Origin of the sequence: Jiella sonneratiae, assembly GCF_017353515.1 — a bacterium.
In the GTDB taxonomy this organism is placed as follows: Bacteria; Pseudomonadota; Alphaproteobacteria; order Rhizobiales; family Rhizobiaceae; genus Jiella; species Jiella sonneratiae.
The window spans coordinates 14,794-29,119 of the sequence record NZ_JAFMPY010000029.1; the positions used below are offsets into that span (position 1 = coordinate 14,794).

General features: G+C 69.9%; 12 protein-coding genes. 9 read left to right on the plus strand and 3 right to left on the minus strand.

Going from position 1 to position 14,326, the window contains the following annotated elements:
- Nucleotides 1-405: 405 nt before the first annotated feature.
- Genes J1C47_RS20165 through J1C47_RS20175 form a run of 3 tightly spaced genes read left to right on the plus strand, consistent with a single transcriptional unit; the run spans nt 406 to nt 3,278 of the window.
- A complete protein-coding gene (locus J1C47_RS20165) occupies nt 406-2,205 on the plus strand; it encodes a sensor histidine kinase (protein ID WP_207352602.1) in 1,800 nt (599 codons plus the stop codon).
- Between the two features lie 43 nt (nt 2,206-2,248).
- Nucleotides 2,249-2,938 carry a peptidoglycan-binding domain-containing protein gene (locus tag J1C47_RS20170; RefSeq protein ID WP_207352603.1) on the plus strand — a complete coding sequence of 230 codons (690 nt, stop codon included), beginning with the start codon at nt 2,249-2,251 and terminating at the stop codon, nt 2,936-2,938.
- A 10-nt stretch (nt 2,939-2,948) separates the two neighbouring features.
- Nucleotides 2,949-3,278, plus strand: a complete 330-nt coding sequence (locus J1C47_RS20175) for a DUF1491 family protein (protein ID WP_207352604.1) — start codon at nt 2,949-2,951, stop codon at nt 3,276-3,278.
- A gap of 161 nt (nt 3,279-3,439) precedes the next feature.
- Here J1C47_RS20175 and J1C47_RS20180 read toward each other — a convergent pair whose 3' ends face one another.
- Complete coding sequence (locus tag J1C47_RS20180; protein ID WP_207352605.1) at nt 3,440-6,601, minus strand: EAL domain-containing protein; 3,162 nt, start codon at nt 6,599-6,601, stop codon at nt 3,440-3,442.
- A gap of 225 nt (nt 6,602-6,826) precedes the next feature.
- Nucleotides 6,827-7,714 (minus strand): homocysteine S-methyltransferase family protein, encoded by an 888-nt coding sequence (locus J1C47_RS20185; protein ID WP_207352606.1) that lies wholly within the window; start codon nt 7,712-7,714, stop codon nt 6,827-6,829.
- Between the two features lie 183 nt (nt 7,715-7,897).
- On the opposite strand from J1C47_RS20185, the gene J1C47_RS20190 reads away from it, so the two are divergent.
- Together J1C47_RS20190 and J1C47_RS20195 are read left to right on the plus strand one after the other, a co-directional pair.
- On the plus strand, nt 7,898-8,137 hold the full coding sequence (locus tag J1C47_RS20190) for a hypothetical protein (protein ID WP_207352607.1): 240 nt from the start codon (nt 7,898-7,900) through the stop codon (nt 8,135-8,137).
- Nucleotides 8,138-8,396: 259 nt separating this feature from the next.
- The gene (locus tag J1C47_RS20195; RefSeq protein WP_207352608.1) at nt 8,397-8,831 is read left to right on the plus strand and encodes a hypothetical protein; all 435 of its coding nucleotides are present in this window, start codon (nt 8,397-8,399) and stop codon (nt 8,829-8,831) included.
- A gap of 567 nt (nt 8,832-9,398) precedes the next feature.
- Here the strand turns inward: J1C47_RS20195 and J1C47_RS20200 are convergent.
- Nucleotides 9,399-10,766, minus strand: coding sequence for an aminotransferase-like domain-containing protein (locus tag J1C47_RS20200; RefSeq protein WP_207352609.1), 1,368 nt, complete (start codon nt 10,764-10,766; stop codon nt 9,399-9,401).
- 266 nt (nt 10,767-11,032) lie between these two features.
- Between J1C47_RS20200 and J1C47_RS20205 the strand changes: the two genes are divergently transcribed.
- The 4 genes from J1C47_RS20205 to J1C47_RS20220 all read left to right on the plus strand — a co-directional run bounded on the left by J1C47_RS20205 (nt 11,033) and on the right by J1C47_RS20220 (nt 14,322).
- Nucleotides 11,033-11,515: an MSMEG_0572/Sll0783 family nitrogen starvation response protein gene (locus tag J1C47_RS20205; protein WP_207352610.1), complete on the plus strand. Its 483-nt coding sequence runs from the start codon at nt 11,033-11,035 to the stop codon at nt 11,513-11,515.
- 92 nt (nt 11,516-11,607) lie between these two features.
- Nucleotides 11,608-12,633, plus strand: coding sequence for a Nit6803 family nitrilase (locus J1C47_RS20210; RefSeq protein ID WP_207352611.1), 1,026 nt, complete (start codon nt 11,608-11,610; stop codon nt 12,631-12,633).
- Nucleotides 12,626-13,759, plus strand: coding sequence for an MSMEG_0568 family radical SAM protein (locus J1C47_RS20215; RefSeq protein ID WP_207352612.1), 1,134 nt, complete (start codon nt 12,626-12,628; stop codon nt 13,757-13,759). Before J1C47_RS20210 ends, J1C47_RS20215 begins: the two co-directional genes overlap by 8 nt.
- Nucleotides 13,759-14,322, plus strand: a complete 564-nt coding sequence (locus J1C47_RS20220) for an MSMEG_0567/Sll0786 family nitrogen starvation N-acetyltransferase (RefSeq protein WP_207352613.1) — start codon at nt 13,759-13,761, stop codon at nt 14,320-14,322. Before J1C47_RS20215 ends, J1C47_RS20220 begins: the two co-directional genes overlap by 1 nt.
- The last annotated feature ends 4 nt before the right edge of the window (nt 14,323-14,326 follow it).

Sequence of the window (14,326 nt, forward strand, 5' to 3'; positions counted from 1 at the left end):
CGTTCCGGATCGCACCGGCCGCGGCTTCATTGCGCCGACATTGGCATGCCGGGCGGAAGGTCACGTTGAAATTGCGCGGCAAATTTTAGCTAAACCCGAGCGATTCGGCGCGGCCGGACGGTTTCGCACCGCCGCCGCCGGGGATTCGCCGTGCGGTTGCCTTTGGTTAACCATGTTGCGATCTCTTCGTCGTACGGAAAGCATAGTTTTCTGGGGAACGCAGGCCTCGCACCAGCTTGAGGAAGCGCCGGTTTATGGCTTCCTTAATGCGCCCCCGGCATGATCCGGACAGTCGGCTTCGACGCGGCCAGAGCGCCGTCGACGTGCCGGTTCGACAGATGATCTGCCAGGATGAGACCGAGTATGAGGCAAGCGGCGAAGCGTCCCACGGGCACAGGACGGCGGATGCGCGCAGCCGCGATCCGCCTCGTGACCGTGCGTCTCGACGAGTTCGTCTCGCCCTCGATCACCCGCGGCGGCGAGCGCCGCTTCCAGGCGTTGCTGCTGCGCATCCTCCTCGTCTTCGCGCTCGGCGCGGCCCTGTCCTTCCCGGTTCTCCTCGCCTCCGGCACCTCCGTCGCGACGACGGCCCTGCCGCTCATCCTCGCGGCCGTCGCCCTTGCCTCCGCGGCCTGGCTGTCGATCGCCGGGCGGCCCGACGCCGTGCTGTGGTTGTGGGGCGCGATGCTTTGCCTCGGCCTCACCATCGCGGCAGAGGGCGCTGCCGGCCTCGCGGCGGTGCTGCCCGTCGTCCTCGTCCTGTTGCCGCTCGAAGCGGCGGTCGCCGGCAGGCCCGCTCTCGCATCGGCGCTCTTTGCCGTGTCGCTCGGCTGCACGCTGTTTGCGGGCGTGACGGCGCCGGCCGCGCTCGGCGGGCCGGCGGCTGCCGCGCTTCTCGCGGGTCTTGCCCTCGTCTACGGCCTCAGGCTGGCACGGCGGGCGCGTCGTAGCAGCCGCGCCGCGCGGCCCGGAAGCGAAGCCTCCTGGCGCGACGGGCGCGAGATGCGCCGCCGCATCGCGGAGGAATTCGCGACGCTGATGTTCGAGGTCTCGCCCGGGGGGCGGATCGATCATGCTTCGACGGCAGCGGCAGAGGCGATCGCCGGTCCCGGCTGGGGCTTTGCCGGAAACCTCTTCGGCGAACTCTGCCACGTCGCCGACCGTTTGGCCGTGATGCAGGCGATCGACGACGCCCGCAAAGGCGCGCGCCCGGCATTCTGCGAGGCCCGGCTGAAAATCGCCGACGGCGGCTTCGCCCGCTTCGACCTGACGATCTGCGGCGCCGGCGAGGCCGGAATGGCAAGGCCCGGCGAGACCTGCGTGCGGGTCGTCGCACGGCCGGTCGCCGAACGGCCCGCGGCGCCGGCGATGGACCCCGCCGACGTCGAGGCGCTGCGCGAGGCATCGGCCGCGAAGAGCCGCTTCCTCGCGACGGTGAGCCACGAGCTGCGCACGCCGCTCAACGCCATCATCGGCTTCTCCGACGTCCTCGACCAGGAATATTTCGGCGGCTTCGAGAGCATCAAGCAGAAGGAATATGTCGGGCTGATCCGCCAGTCGGGCCAGCACCTTCTCGCCATCGTCAACACGCTTCTCGACGTCTCGAAGATCGAGGCCGGCCGCTACGAGATCGACCCCGAGCCCTTCGACCTGTCGGAACTGATGGCCGAAATCGGCGACCTGATGCGCGAGGAGGCCCGCCGCAAGGGGCTGAGGATCGACGTCAGGCCGTCTGCCGGCATCGATCTCGTCGCCGACCGGCGCGCCTGCCGGCAGATCCTCCTCAATCTCGTCGCCAACGCCGTGAAGTTCACCGAGGCGGGTGCGGTCACGCTGGAAGCGCGGCTGCGCGGCGGCTTCTGCGATCTTCTCGTCTGCGACACCGGCATCGGCATCGCCGAGGCGGACATTCACCGCCTCGGCATTCCCTTCGTGCAGCTCTCTTCGGGCCTCTCCCGCCGCTACCAGGGCACCGGCCTCGGCCTGTCGCTGGTCAAGGGGCTCGCGGAACTGCACGGCGGCGGCATGACCGTCCAGAGCCAGCCGGGCGTCGGCACCATGGTGACCGTCCGCCTGCCTCTCGCCGGCCCCGCCGCCGCCGCCGATCCGTCCCTAACCGTTCCCGAAAACATCGTCGCGTTGAGTGATGCCCGCAGCAAAACGAACCCCCAGCCGCAGACCCGTGAGAAAAGACGCTCGGCCTGAGGGCCTGCTCGACCGGGTGGCCGCGCTCTCGACGCGGACGGGGATGCGATTCCTGCATCTCCTCGCGCGTCATCCCGCGAAGTCGACCGGCATCGCGGTCTTCGCCGTGACCTTCACCAGCATCACGGTGAACGGTCTCTACGAGCAGCACGGCCGGCACCAGAACCCGATTCTCGCGACCCGCGTCATGGCCGCTGCGCCCGACGCGGCGCGGTTCGGCGCGCCGGCGCGCACCGTGGCGGAGCCGGAAGCGTCGATGCGCGATCCGGGCGACGCGGCGCCGGCTTCCCCGCAGATCTCGCCGGCCGGATCCACGTCGCGGCAGGTCGCGGAGACCACGCGCTCGACGCCCGCCGACGCGGTCGCGCCGGTGCGGCCTGGCCGCGTGCCGGCGCCTGCCCCGCGGCCGCTCGAACGGCCGGATCCCGAGCAGACGGCCTCGATCACGCCCGGGCAGGGCGGCCGCGTCGTGGCGCTGCCGGAAGCCAAGCCGGCGCGGTCCGGATCGGCGGCGTCCAAGCGCTTTTCCGCCATGAGCGAGGGCGAGCGGGTGAAGCTCATCCAGGCCGCGCTGTCCTCGGCGCAGGTCGCCCAGCTCTCGGTCGACGGCGTTCTCGGCGAGAAGACCAGGGCGGCGATCCGCACCTTCGAGGCGCTGGAGGGCATGGACGTCACCGGCGAGCCGGATGCCAAGGTCCTCGATCGGCTTGCCGCGATCGGCCTCGTCGAATAGACCCGGCCGCGTGCGGATCACCAGCGAGCTCTTCGTCTCCCAGCTGTCGCGCCGGCTGTTCGCGGCCGGCGGCTTTGCCGCCGTCATGCGCCGGGGCGCCGAGGCGGCGGGGGCGATCTTCGTCGTCCAGCGCGGGCGCGGCGGCGTCCGGCTCTACGGGCCGGCCGTCCAGAGCCTTTCCGACGAGGAGGGCGGCCGGCGCTTCATGCTGGAGGCCGCGGAGGACGAGGCGGCGCTCGACGCGCGGTTCCAGCGCGAGGCGCGATTTGACCCGGATTTCTGGGTGATCGAGATCGAGACCGACGAGCCGGAAGCCTTCATCGACGTCGTCGAGGCCTGATCCGGGAGGCCCGGTCCGCGAGGCCCGGTCCGCGAGGTTTGCTCCGAGAGGCCCGGGACCCGCGCCGTCTCCCCCGAGCCCTTTTCCGGATGCGCGCAGGCCGTGATTTTCCGGCGCCCGGCGGCCGCGCTTTGCCCGCGCGGAGCCGCCGCCCGGCGCGATCAGGCCCTGCGGGCGGTGCGGGGCTCCTTGACGATGCTCCTGAGGATCACCGCGAGCTGACTTTCCACCGTCTGCGGAACGACATCGGCCGGCAGCGGCCGGGAAAACAGATAGCCCTGCACCTCGTCGCAGCGCCGGCTCGACAGGATCGTCAGCTGCTCGACGGTCTCGACGCCCTCGGCGACGATCGTCAGCTTCAGCGCCCGGCCGAGATTGATCACCGCTTCGGCGATCGCCAGCGAGCTGTTGTCGTTGGCGAGGTTCATGATGAAGGAGCGGTCGATCTTGATCGTGTCGAAGGGAAAGGCCCTGAGGTAGCTCAGCGAGGAGTAGCCAGTGCCGAAATCGTCGAGCGCCAGCCGGATGCCGCTGCGCTTCAGCGCCTTCAGCGTGGCGAGGGAGCGGTCGCGATCCTCGACGAGGATGCTCTCGGTGAGTTCGATCTCGAAACGCTCCGGCGGGAAGTCGCAGTCCTTCAGCATCTGCAGGACGTTCTCGACGAAGCCGCGGCTGCGCAGCTGGTGGCCGCTGACATTGACGCTGACCGGCGCGCCGGAGAGCTTGCTCAGGCTGAGCCGGCAGGCCTCGCGGATCACCCAGTTGCCGATGGCGTCGATCCGGCCCGACTGCTCGGCGATCGGGATGAACAGGCCGGGGCCGATCTGGCCGCGCTCCGGATGTTCCCAGCGCACCAGCGCCTCGTAGCAGATGATCGCGCCGCTGCTCATCGAGACCCGCGGCTGGAAGCAGAGCGACAGCTCGCCCCGTTCGACCACGCTGGCGAGATCCGCCTCGAGCTCGCGCCTGACCTTGAGCTCGGTGTCCATGCCCGGCTCGAACCCCGCGAAGGTGTTCCGGCCCTGCCGCTTGGCGTGGTAGAGGGCCGTGTCGGCCCGCGAGATCAGCGCCTCCTGCTCGACGGCGTCGTCCGGCGTCAGGGCGAAGCCGACGCTCGCCCCGGGCCGGATCTGGATGCCGTTGCCGACGTCCACCGGTTCCGAGATCGCCCGGACGATCCTAAAGGCGAGATCGGCGACCTGGTTGCGGAAGGCCGCCTCGGTCTGGATCACCGCGAACTCGTCGCCGCCCAGCCGGGCGACGATGGCGCTCCTGCCGGCCACCGCGCAGAGCCGCTCGGCCGTCGCGCGCAGCACGGCGTCGCCCGCCGGATGGCCGTAGAGGTCGTTGATGTCCTTGAAGTGGTCGAGGTCGACGCTGATCAGCGCGGCGCTGCGGCCGGTTTCCCGGGACCGCAGGATGACCGTCTCGAGCCGGTTCGCGAAGAGCGCGCGGTTCGGCAGCTGCGTCAGCGTGTCGTGGTGGGCGGTGAAGCGCAGCTGCTCTTCGGCCGCCTTGCGCTCGCTGATGTCGGCGAAGGCCATGACCCGGGCGGCGACGCCGCGCAGCACGATGGCGCGCGAGCGCACCTCGACGGCGATCGGCGAGCCGTCGGCCCGCTTCAGCGACAGTTCGAGCACCTTCGTCGATTCCGAGGCCATGAGTTCGGCGACCGTCGCCTCGCTGCAGTCGTCGACGAGGTCGGCGACCGGGGTTCCGACGAGATCGGCGCCGGGGCGGTCGACGAGGCGCGCGAGGGCGGCGTTCATGTCGACCACCCGACCGTCGACGACGACGGCGAGGCCTTCGAAGGCGGCGTCGCCGATGGCGGCGAGGCGTTCGGCCTCCTGGGTGGAGCGGTGCAGCGCCTCGCGGTCGCGGCGGGCCATTTCGGAATTTTCGATCTCGTCGAGAAAGGCGTTGAACAGCCGGGTGACGCTCTCGGCCTCGTCGCCGGTCTCGACCGGCAGGCGGTGGCTGAGGTCGATGCGGCCCGAGATATAAGCGGTGAGGGCGTTTTCGAGGCTGCCGGTACCGAGCACCGTGCCGTGCTCGGCCTGGTTGAGGCCGCGCTCCTCGTCGGCGGGGCTGACGCGGATCGGCTCGATCCGGTCGGCGATCCGGAAGAACAGATAGGCGATCGGGAAGGTCCAGAGGAAGTTGACGCCGGCACCGGCCGCCTGGACCCCGAGCTGCAGGAGCCGATCGCCGTCGACGAGGGCGTCGCTCGGCGCGAGAAGCGCCGGCGCCAGCGTTCCGGCGATGCCGGCAAAGCCGTGGCAGCCGATGGCGCCGACGGCGTCGTCGATCCCGCAGCGGGTGACGAGATCGTTGCCGAGGATGGCGATCAGCCCGCCGGCGACGCCGACCGTCATGGCGCCGGCGCCGTCGAGGACGTGGCAGCCGGCAGTGACCGCGACGAGGCCGCCGATGAGACCGCAGATCGGCATTTCCGGCCGGGTGATGCCGTCTTTCCAGAGGCCGTAGAGATAGCCCGCCGTTCCGCCGCAGCCGGCCGCCAGCACGGTGTTGGCGATGATCGAGGCGATGGCGGGGGTCGCCTTGATCGTCGAGCCGCCGTTGAAGCCGACCCAGCCGACGAAGATGATCATCGCGCCGGCCGTCGCCAGCACGGCGCTGTGGCCCTGGATGTGCCGGATGGTCCCGTCGGGGGCGAATCGGCCGATCCGCGGCCCGAGGACGATGCAGGCGGCAAGCGAGATCCACGCGCCGGTCGAGTGCACGACGGTCGAGCCGGCGAAGTCGATGAAGCCGATATTGGCGAGAAAGGCGGAGTCGCTGTGCTGCAGCGCGTTGCCCCACGCCCAGTGGGTGAACACCGGATAGATGAAGGCGGCGATCAGGATCGACACCACCCCGTAGACGGCGAGCCGCAGACGCTCCGCCGCGGCGCCCGAGACGATGGTCGCCGAGGTGCCGCAGAACATCACCTGGAAGGCGAAGAAGGCGTGTTCGCCGGGGGTGAGGTCGCGCAGGAAGGCGAAGCGCTGCTCGTGGCCGAAGCCGTATCCGCTGTCGCGGCCGAACGCGAACATGAAGCCGACCGCCGCGAAGGCGACGATCGACAGGAGAAGGTCGAGAAGGTTCTTTTGGGCGACGTTGATCGAGTTCTTCGAGCGCACGAGGCCGGCCTCGAGCAACAGGAAGCCGATCTGCATCAAAAGCACGAGGCCCGCCGAGATCAGCACCCAGACATGGACGTCGTCCGCCGGCTGCGGAAGGTCACCGGCGGCCTCGGTGGCGAAGGCGGGGGCGGCACCGCATGCGAGGGCAAGGAGAACAGTGCTGAGAAAATACCGCATCGGTGGTCCGCAGATTGGGGCAAGCCGGCCAATCAACTCGGATTCTTGTTAAGCAAAGCTGAAAGTCCGGCGCCTCGCGGGCCTGCCGGGAAACAAAATTCTGCGTTGCGGCATCGGCGGACGTCGACGCCGGGTCTTCCGGCCGGCATTCCCTGCCGGAAAAGGGGTCTCAGCCGCTCGGGGCGCGCCGTGGTCCGCCGGTCGGTCCGGCTATGCCGTGACCTCTCAGTTGCATGCGACGCGGCGGTCCAGCGCCTCGCGCATGGCCCGCACGTGCCCGGGCGTCGTGCCGCAGCATCCGCCGACGAGCGTCGCGCCTGCCGCCCGAGCGGCGGCTGCGAAGGCGGCGAGGTCGGCCGGCCCGATCGCATGGCGCGCCCCGTCCGGGCCGGGCGCCGGCAGCCCGCAATTCGGCTTCAGCGCCAGCGCCGCGCCGGCCGGGCGGGGGAGGGCGCCCGCGATCGCCAGCGCCGATGCCGGGCCGTCGCCGCAATTGGCGCCGATGGCCAGCGGCGGTCGGGCCAGGCCGTCGAACGCCGCGGCAAAGCCCGCCGGCGCCAGCCCCGCGGGGGTGAGCCCCCGATGGTCGAAGCTCGCCGTCGCGACGTAGGAAAGCCCCGCCGCGATCGCCGCCATCGCCGCGGCGCGGGTCTCGGCGGCCGAGACCATGGTCTCCAGCCAGACGAAATCGATCCCGCCCTGTTTCAGCCCGGCGATCTGCTCGAAGAAAATCGCGGCCATCGCGTCTTCCGCCGCTTCTCCCGTCTGCCATGTCGGCCCGACGGAGCCGGCGACGAGCACCGGCCGCAGGGAAGCGTCGGCCGCCGCGCGGGCGAGTTCCGCCGCCCGGCGGTTCAGCGCAAAGGCCCGGCCCTCTGCGCCCCAGAGCGCCAGGCGCGGAGGGTTGCCGCCGAAGGAGCAGGTCAGGATCACCTCCGACCCGGCCGCGACGAAGCTTCGGTGCAGCGCCGCGATCGCGTCCGGCCGTTCGTCGAGCCAGGTCTCCGGCGCCGTGCCGGGCGCAAGCCCTAAGGCGAAGAGATTGGTCCCCATCGCGCCGTCGGCGAGAATCACCGTTCCGGGGGCGGCCAGTCTCTCGGCGAGGGTCGGCATCGGCATCTCTCCAGGCGCGCGACGCGACCATGCGCCCGCGTCAATTGCGCCGATTCGTCGCCGGCTCTCCAGCCACGCGCCAGCCTCGGATGATGAACTCGCAGATGCAGCGGTGGGTGGCAGGCGAATCGCGTCTCGGCCCGCTTCCGTCGGTTCGATGCATCGGGTGAGGAGCCGTGGCAGATGTATGAGCGTTCCGTCCGCCGTCTGGAAGACCCCGAACTCGTCGGCGCGCTGGTCGGCGCCCTGATCAGGGCCGGCTACGGCCGCGAGACCATCGAACGCGCGCTGATCCGCCAGGCACCGGTCGATCTCGACGTCCTCGCCGCATGCTATGCGCAGCTCACCGAAGCCGCCGACTTGATGGCGGCCGACGCCGACGCCGACGTCGGGGAGACGCAGGCCGCTCGCCGGGCCGCCTGAGGAACGTTTCGGCGGGACGTGCTGCCAACGCGCCGGACCGGATCGGACCGGAAGGGCAAGGTGCGCCGCGCCGGGCGTCTTTCCGTGGCTCGTTTCGACCCGCGCCGGGCGCCGCCGCTGCCGCTCCGATTGAAGCCGCGTCGCCCCGGTCTATATTGCACTGCACAATAAAACGCGGAAGGTGCCGTCGGCGCCGTCCGCGGCGCGTTTGCATCGCTGCCGCCGTGCCGACGCATCGCATCGTGAAGGAGTTTTAGTCTTGTTCGACTTCAGGCTTTTCGATGCCGCGCTGCTCGAGGAACCGGGCGAGCCGGACCTCGCCACGGAGGGCGACGGGTCCGGCGGGGAGGACAACGACTGCCTCAGCGCGATGATGATCATCGCCTACGAGGTGCCGCTGGTGCTTTCGTTGCGGATTCCGCTGCTCGTCGGCGAGACGACGATGTTCTCCCTCTCCGAGCGGCGGGAAACCCGCAAGGCGATCGTCGAGAAGTCGGGCGCCTTCATCGAGGGGGTGGCGGCCGTGCAGGCGGCGACGCTGGCGGCATGCCTGGCGCTGCAGGCGGAAAGCTTGAGCGGCCGGTTGCTGCCCTGGCGGATGTTCGGTGTCGTCGACGGCATCGTCGCGGCGGGTCTCGCCCCGAGCGTCGAGCGCCTGCGGGCAAACGACGACCGGCTCTCCACGACGGCCTGACGCGCCGCCAGAAGGACCTGCCGGGAGGCCGCGATAAAATGCCGCGGTGACCGGCTACGCCTCGCCGCCGGCACGGCCCCGAGGGGCCTGCAACCCTCCGTTTCGACGCATCCTACGGAGCTCCGCTGCAGCGCTGGAGACGACATCCCCGCCGAGCCCGCTCGCTCTGCCGCAGCGCGAAGGACCTTTTCCCTGCCCGCCGGACGAGAGGGGCGGGGCGAGTAAAGAGAAAGGTAACCCCATTCCCGTAAAACCTTCCTCGACACCGGATGTCGTCGGCTTCGAAGAAGGTTTCGCGTATCGAAGCGCCACATCCGGTGTTTTCTTTTTCAGAACAAGCAGATCAGAACGTCCCGCCGCCTGCGGGCGCACTGGCGTTCGCCGCGGCGAGACTTGCGGCCGGCGACCCTCTGGCAAAGAATTCGTCGGCAGGATCTGACGGTATAGGTCCGATTCGGCGCCGGACGTCTCGTCGAACGGCGAATCCGCAAGCCTTTGATCCTGGACGAGACCTTGCCCGCGCCGGCACGGCGGCGGCCCGTGCCCGGTTCCGCGTGCCCGGCCAGTTCAGCCGCCCCAGGCGGGGCTGTGGAGGGCGCTCGCCATCACCATGAGCTCGGTCTTCAGCCGGTCGCGGGTGATCTGGCCGCCGAGGCAAACGCGCACGGTCTCTTCCGGCGGTCCGCAGACGGTGAAGGCGTCGGAGGGCGTTATGCCGACATGGCGGCCGGCCATCCGCCCCATCAGGTCGGCGCGGGAAAAGCCGTCCGGCAGGCGCAGCCAGATGTTGAAGGCATGCTGGTTGGTGTCGTAGTCAAAACCCTCCAGCGCTTCCGCCGCGATGCGCTGCCGCGCCTCGCTCTCGGCGCGGTTGAAGCGGCGGATCATGTCGGCCGTGCCGTCCTCGATCCACTGCGTCGCAAGCGCCATCGAGATCGGCGAGGCCATGCCGCTGACCGCCTTCAGGGCGTTTGCGAGCAGCAGCGCGTCCTTGCCGCTCGGCGCCACCGTATAGGCGAGGCGCAGCCCCGCGCCGATGCATTTGGCAAGGCCGCCGATGTGCCAGATCAGGTCCGGCGCGCTGACGGCGAGCGGCGCCGGCGCCTTCAGCGGAATGAAGCCGTAGGCGTCGTCCTCGATCGCGGCGAGGCCGTGCCGCGTCAGGATCTCCGCGACCGCCAGCCGGCGCGCCGTCGGCATCGTCACCGTCGTCGGGTTCTGCAGCGTCGGATTGACGTAGAGCGCCTTCGGGGTGTGCGCGGCGATCGCCGCTTCGAGGGCGTCGGGCAGGATGCCGTCCCGGTCCATTTTGAGGCCGACGACGCGCAGGTTCATCAGCCCGGCGATCGCCCGCAGCCCGGGATAGGTGATCTCCTCGCACAGGATGGTGTCGCCGGACCGCGCGAGGATCGACAGGATCGCCGTGATCGTCGGATGGGCGCCGGGGGTGACGGCGATGCGCTCGAGCTTCGGCACCATGCCCCGCATCGACAGCCAGGAGGAGGCGGCGACCTTGTCCTTCTCGCTCCCCGTGGTCGCCTGGTAGCGCAACAGCGCGACGAGGTTCGCCCCGACATAGCCGAGGCCCTCCCGCATCTTGGCGAGCAGCACCGGGTCGGTCGGCTCGGGCGGCATGTTCATCGTCAGGTCTTCGGCGGCTTCCCGCGAGGCGTCGGGACGGGCGGCGAGGGCCTCGCCCGCCTCGACGAAGGTGCCGCGGCCGACATGGCTGTCGACGAGGCCGCGCTGGCGGGCCTCGGCATAGGCCCGCGAGACGGTGGTGAAGTCGATGGCGAGCCGCTTTGCCAGGCGCCGCTGCGGCGGCAGCCGGTCGCCGGCCTTCAGCCGGCCGGCGGAGACGTCGGTCGCGATCGCGTCGGCGATCTCGAGATAGAGCGGCTTGCCGCTCTTGGTCAGTTCCGGAAGCCAACTCATCGATGCGTCCCGCTTCGCAGCCCGGTGCCGGGCCATCCGTGTCGTGAATTGTATGGAGATTATTCGCGACCGAGGCAACCGCAATTTCGCCGTTCCATGCCCAATCCGACGGCGAAACATGCCTTTATAGTGCGCAATTTGGCGCATCCTTGCGCGCCATTGGCCCGAGGCGACAAAATAATTGTATGGAAAATAGAATGGCGATTGACTGGAGTTTTTGCACTCGCTCACTCTGCCCGTCGAACCATCCGCAAGAGGAGAGAGCGATGCCGGCAGTCATGGCGGAAGCCCACAAGGACGGCGACTACTTCGTCGATTACGAGGAGAAGGTCTTCGAGGACGTGAAGGCCGCGCCCGGCGAGAAGGCGCTCGTCACCTTCCACACCGTCGCCTTCGAAGGCTCGATCGGCCTCGTCAACATCCTCAACGCCATCCGTTTGAACCGCAAGGGCTACGAGACCTCTATCCTGCTCTACGGCCCGGGCGTCACCCTCGGCATTCAGCGCGGCTTCCCCAAGCTCGGCGACGCGGCCTTTCCGGGCCACCAGAACTTCGCCGACAATCTGAAGAAGTTCATGGGCGAGGGCGGCAAGGTCTATGCCTGCCGCTTCGCGCTGCAGGCGCTCTACGGCCACGGCGAGCCGTCGCTCCTGCCTGGGATCACCCCGATCGCGCCGCAGGACGTGCTCGACTGCATCCTTCTCCACAAGAAGGCGAACGCCGTCATCCTCGATACCTGGACGGTGTGAGACCCCGAAGGCGGAGGCGGGTTGCTGCGCCGCGGCGCCCGCCCTGCCGACCGAGGCCTCAAAGCGCCGCCTTCGCCGAGCGGGAGCCGGAGATGCAGGCAGACAGTTTTCGAACCGACACGGTCAGGGCCGCCGCCGTGCAGATCGCGCCGGATCTTTCCGGGCGGACCGGCACGATCGAGCGCGTCCTCAACGCCATCGCCGAGGCGGCCGACAAGGGCGCCGGGCTCGTCGTCTTCCCGGAGACCTTCGTTCCCTACTACCCCTATTTCTCCTTCGTCCTACCGCCGGTGATGCAGGGGGCGCCGCATCTGAAGCTCTACGAGGAGGCGGTCACGGTGCCGTCGCCGGAGACCGCGGCGGTGGCCGATGCCGCCCGCCGGCGCAACATGGTCGTCGTCCTCGGCGTCAACGAGCGCGACCACGGCTCGCTCTACAACACCCAGCTCGTCTTCGACGCCGACGGCTCGCTGGCGCTGAAGCGCCGCAAGATCACCCCGACCTATCACGAGCGGATGATCTGGGGGCAGGGCGACGGGTCCGGTCTGAAGGTCGCCGAGACCGCCGTCGGCCGCGTCGGGGCGCTCGCCTGCTGGGAGCACTACAACCCGCTCGCCCGCTACGCCCTGATGGCGCAGCACGAGGAGATCCATGCGAGCCACTTTCCCGGCAGTCTCGTCGGTCCGGTGTTCGGCGAGCAGATCGAGGTGACGATGCGCCACCACGCGCTGGAATCCGGCTGCTTCGTCGTCAACGCGACGGGCTGGCTGACCGAGGAGCAGATCGCCGAAATCCATCCCGACCCGAAGCTGCAGAAGGGGCTCCGTGACGGCTGCATGACCTGCATCGTCTCGCCGGAGGGGCGGCATCTCGTCCCGCCGCTGACCGCGGGCGAGGGCATCCTCGTCGCCGATCTCGACATGCGGCTGATCGCCAAGCGCAAGCGCATGATGGATTCCGTCGGCCATTACGCGCGGCCGGAGCTTTTGTCTCTCGTCCTCGACGCGCAGGCGGCAAGGCCGATGCACCGGATCGACGGGGCGGACGAGGCGGCGGATCCGGCGGAGCGGATCGAGGCGCCGAAGCCGGCGGCAAAGACGGAGGCGGCGCATGTCTGAGGCGGACCTGATCAACGACCTCCAGACCCGCGGCATGCGCCTCGTCGACCCGCGGGCCGGCCACGAAAGCCGCCGCGGCGGCGCCGGGCCTTCCGACCACAAGGCGGTGACGATCGGCGGCCGGACGGTGATGGTGCCGGTGCACACCGCGCCGGCCTTCGACAGCCCCTATCTCGTCGACGCGCCGGATGCGGCGGGCCTGTCGCGCGTCACCCGCGACAGCGTCGAGGTGGCGAAGGTCCGCTTTCCCGCCCGCCCGCGGTTCTACGACCTCGAGACGGCCGACGGCATTCCCTACGGAAAGATCGCCGTTCTCCACTCCCGCGACGTGCTGGCGACGACGGTGCTGCAGACCTGCATCCGCTACGAGAGCAGGAAGAAGACCTGCCAGTTCTGCTCCATCGGCCAGTCGCTCGCCGCCGGCCGCACCATCGTCCGCAAGACGCCGCAGCAGCTCGCCGAAGTGGCGAAGGCCGCCGTCGAGCTCGACGGCGTGAAGCACATGGTGATGACGACGGGGACGCCGCCGGGCAAGGACCGCGGCGCGGCGATCCTTGCCGACAGCGCCCGGGCCGTGAAGGCGGCGGTCGACCTGCCGATCCAGGCGCAGTGCGAGCCGCCGGAGGACGACGCCTGGCACGAGAGGATGCGCGCGGCGGGCGTCGATGCGCTGGGCATGCATCTCGAAGCCGTGACGCCGGAGGTGCGGGCGAGGATCATGCCGGGCAAGGCTTCCGTGCCGCTCGAAAAGTATTTTTCAAGCTTCGAGGCGGCGGTGAAGGTGTTCGGGCGCGGCCAGGTGTCGACCTACATCCTCGCCGGGCTCGGCGACACCGCCGAGGCGATCCTACAAACCTCCGAGAAGCTCTGCGCGCTCGGCGTCTATCCCTTCGTCGTGCCCTTCGTGCCGATCTCCGGCACGCCGCTCGAAAGCCATCCGGCGCCGTCCGCCGGTTTCATGGCCGAGATCCTCGCGCCGCTCGCCGCGATGATCCGGGCCGCCGGCATGGCTGCCGAGGAGATCAAGGCCGGCTGCGGGCGCTGCGGCGCCTGCTCGGCGCTCTCGACCTACGAGAAGCTCGCCCTGCCGCGGCCGCCGGCAGCCCTCGAAAAGCGGAGCGCCTGATGAACGCCGTCGACCCCTCCGTCTTCCTCTCGCCCGGCTATTTCGTCCGCGCGGCGGTCGCCTCCTGGGAAAAGGCCGGCGCCGCCCGGCTCCGGCACCGCGTCTTCGTCGAGGAACAGACGCTCTTTCCGGTCCACGACCGCGACGCGGTCGACCGGGACTGCACTTCGCTCGTTGCTCTCTCGACCTATGCCCACGAGGCCGACGAGGTGGTGGGAACGGTGCGCATCCACGAGCCGGAGCCGGGCCTGTGGTGGGGCTCGCGGCTCGCCGTCGACAGCCGCTTCCGCCATGTCGGCCGGCTCGGCCGCGAACTGATCCGGCTTGCCGTCTCCACCGCCAACGGCCGGGGCTGCCACACCTTTCTCGCGCATGTCCAGGCGCAGAACGTCGAGATGTTCAAGCATCTGCACTGGCAGGTCGAGGAGGAGGTGGTGCTTCACGGCATGAGCCATGCACGGATGCGCGCCGATCTTTCCGCCTATCCGCCGATCGCCGATCCCGCCGCAGGCTTCCTGGCGCTCGCACGGCGCGTGCCGCCGCCGGCCGAAATCCCGTGGTGAGGGA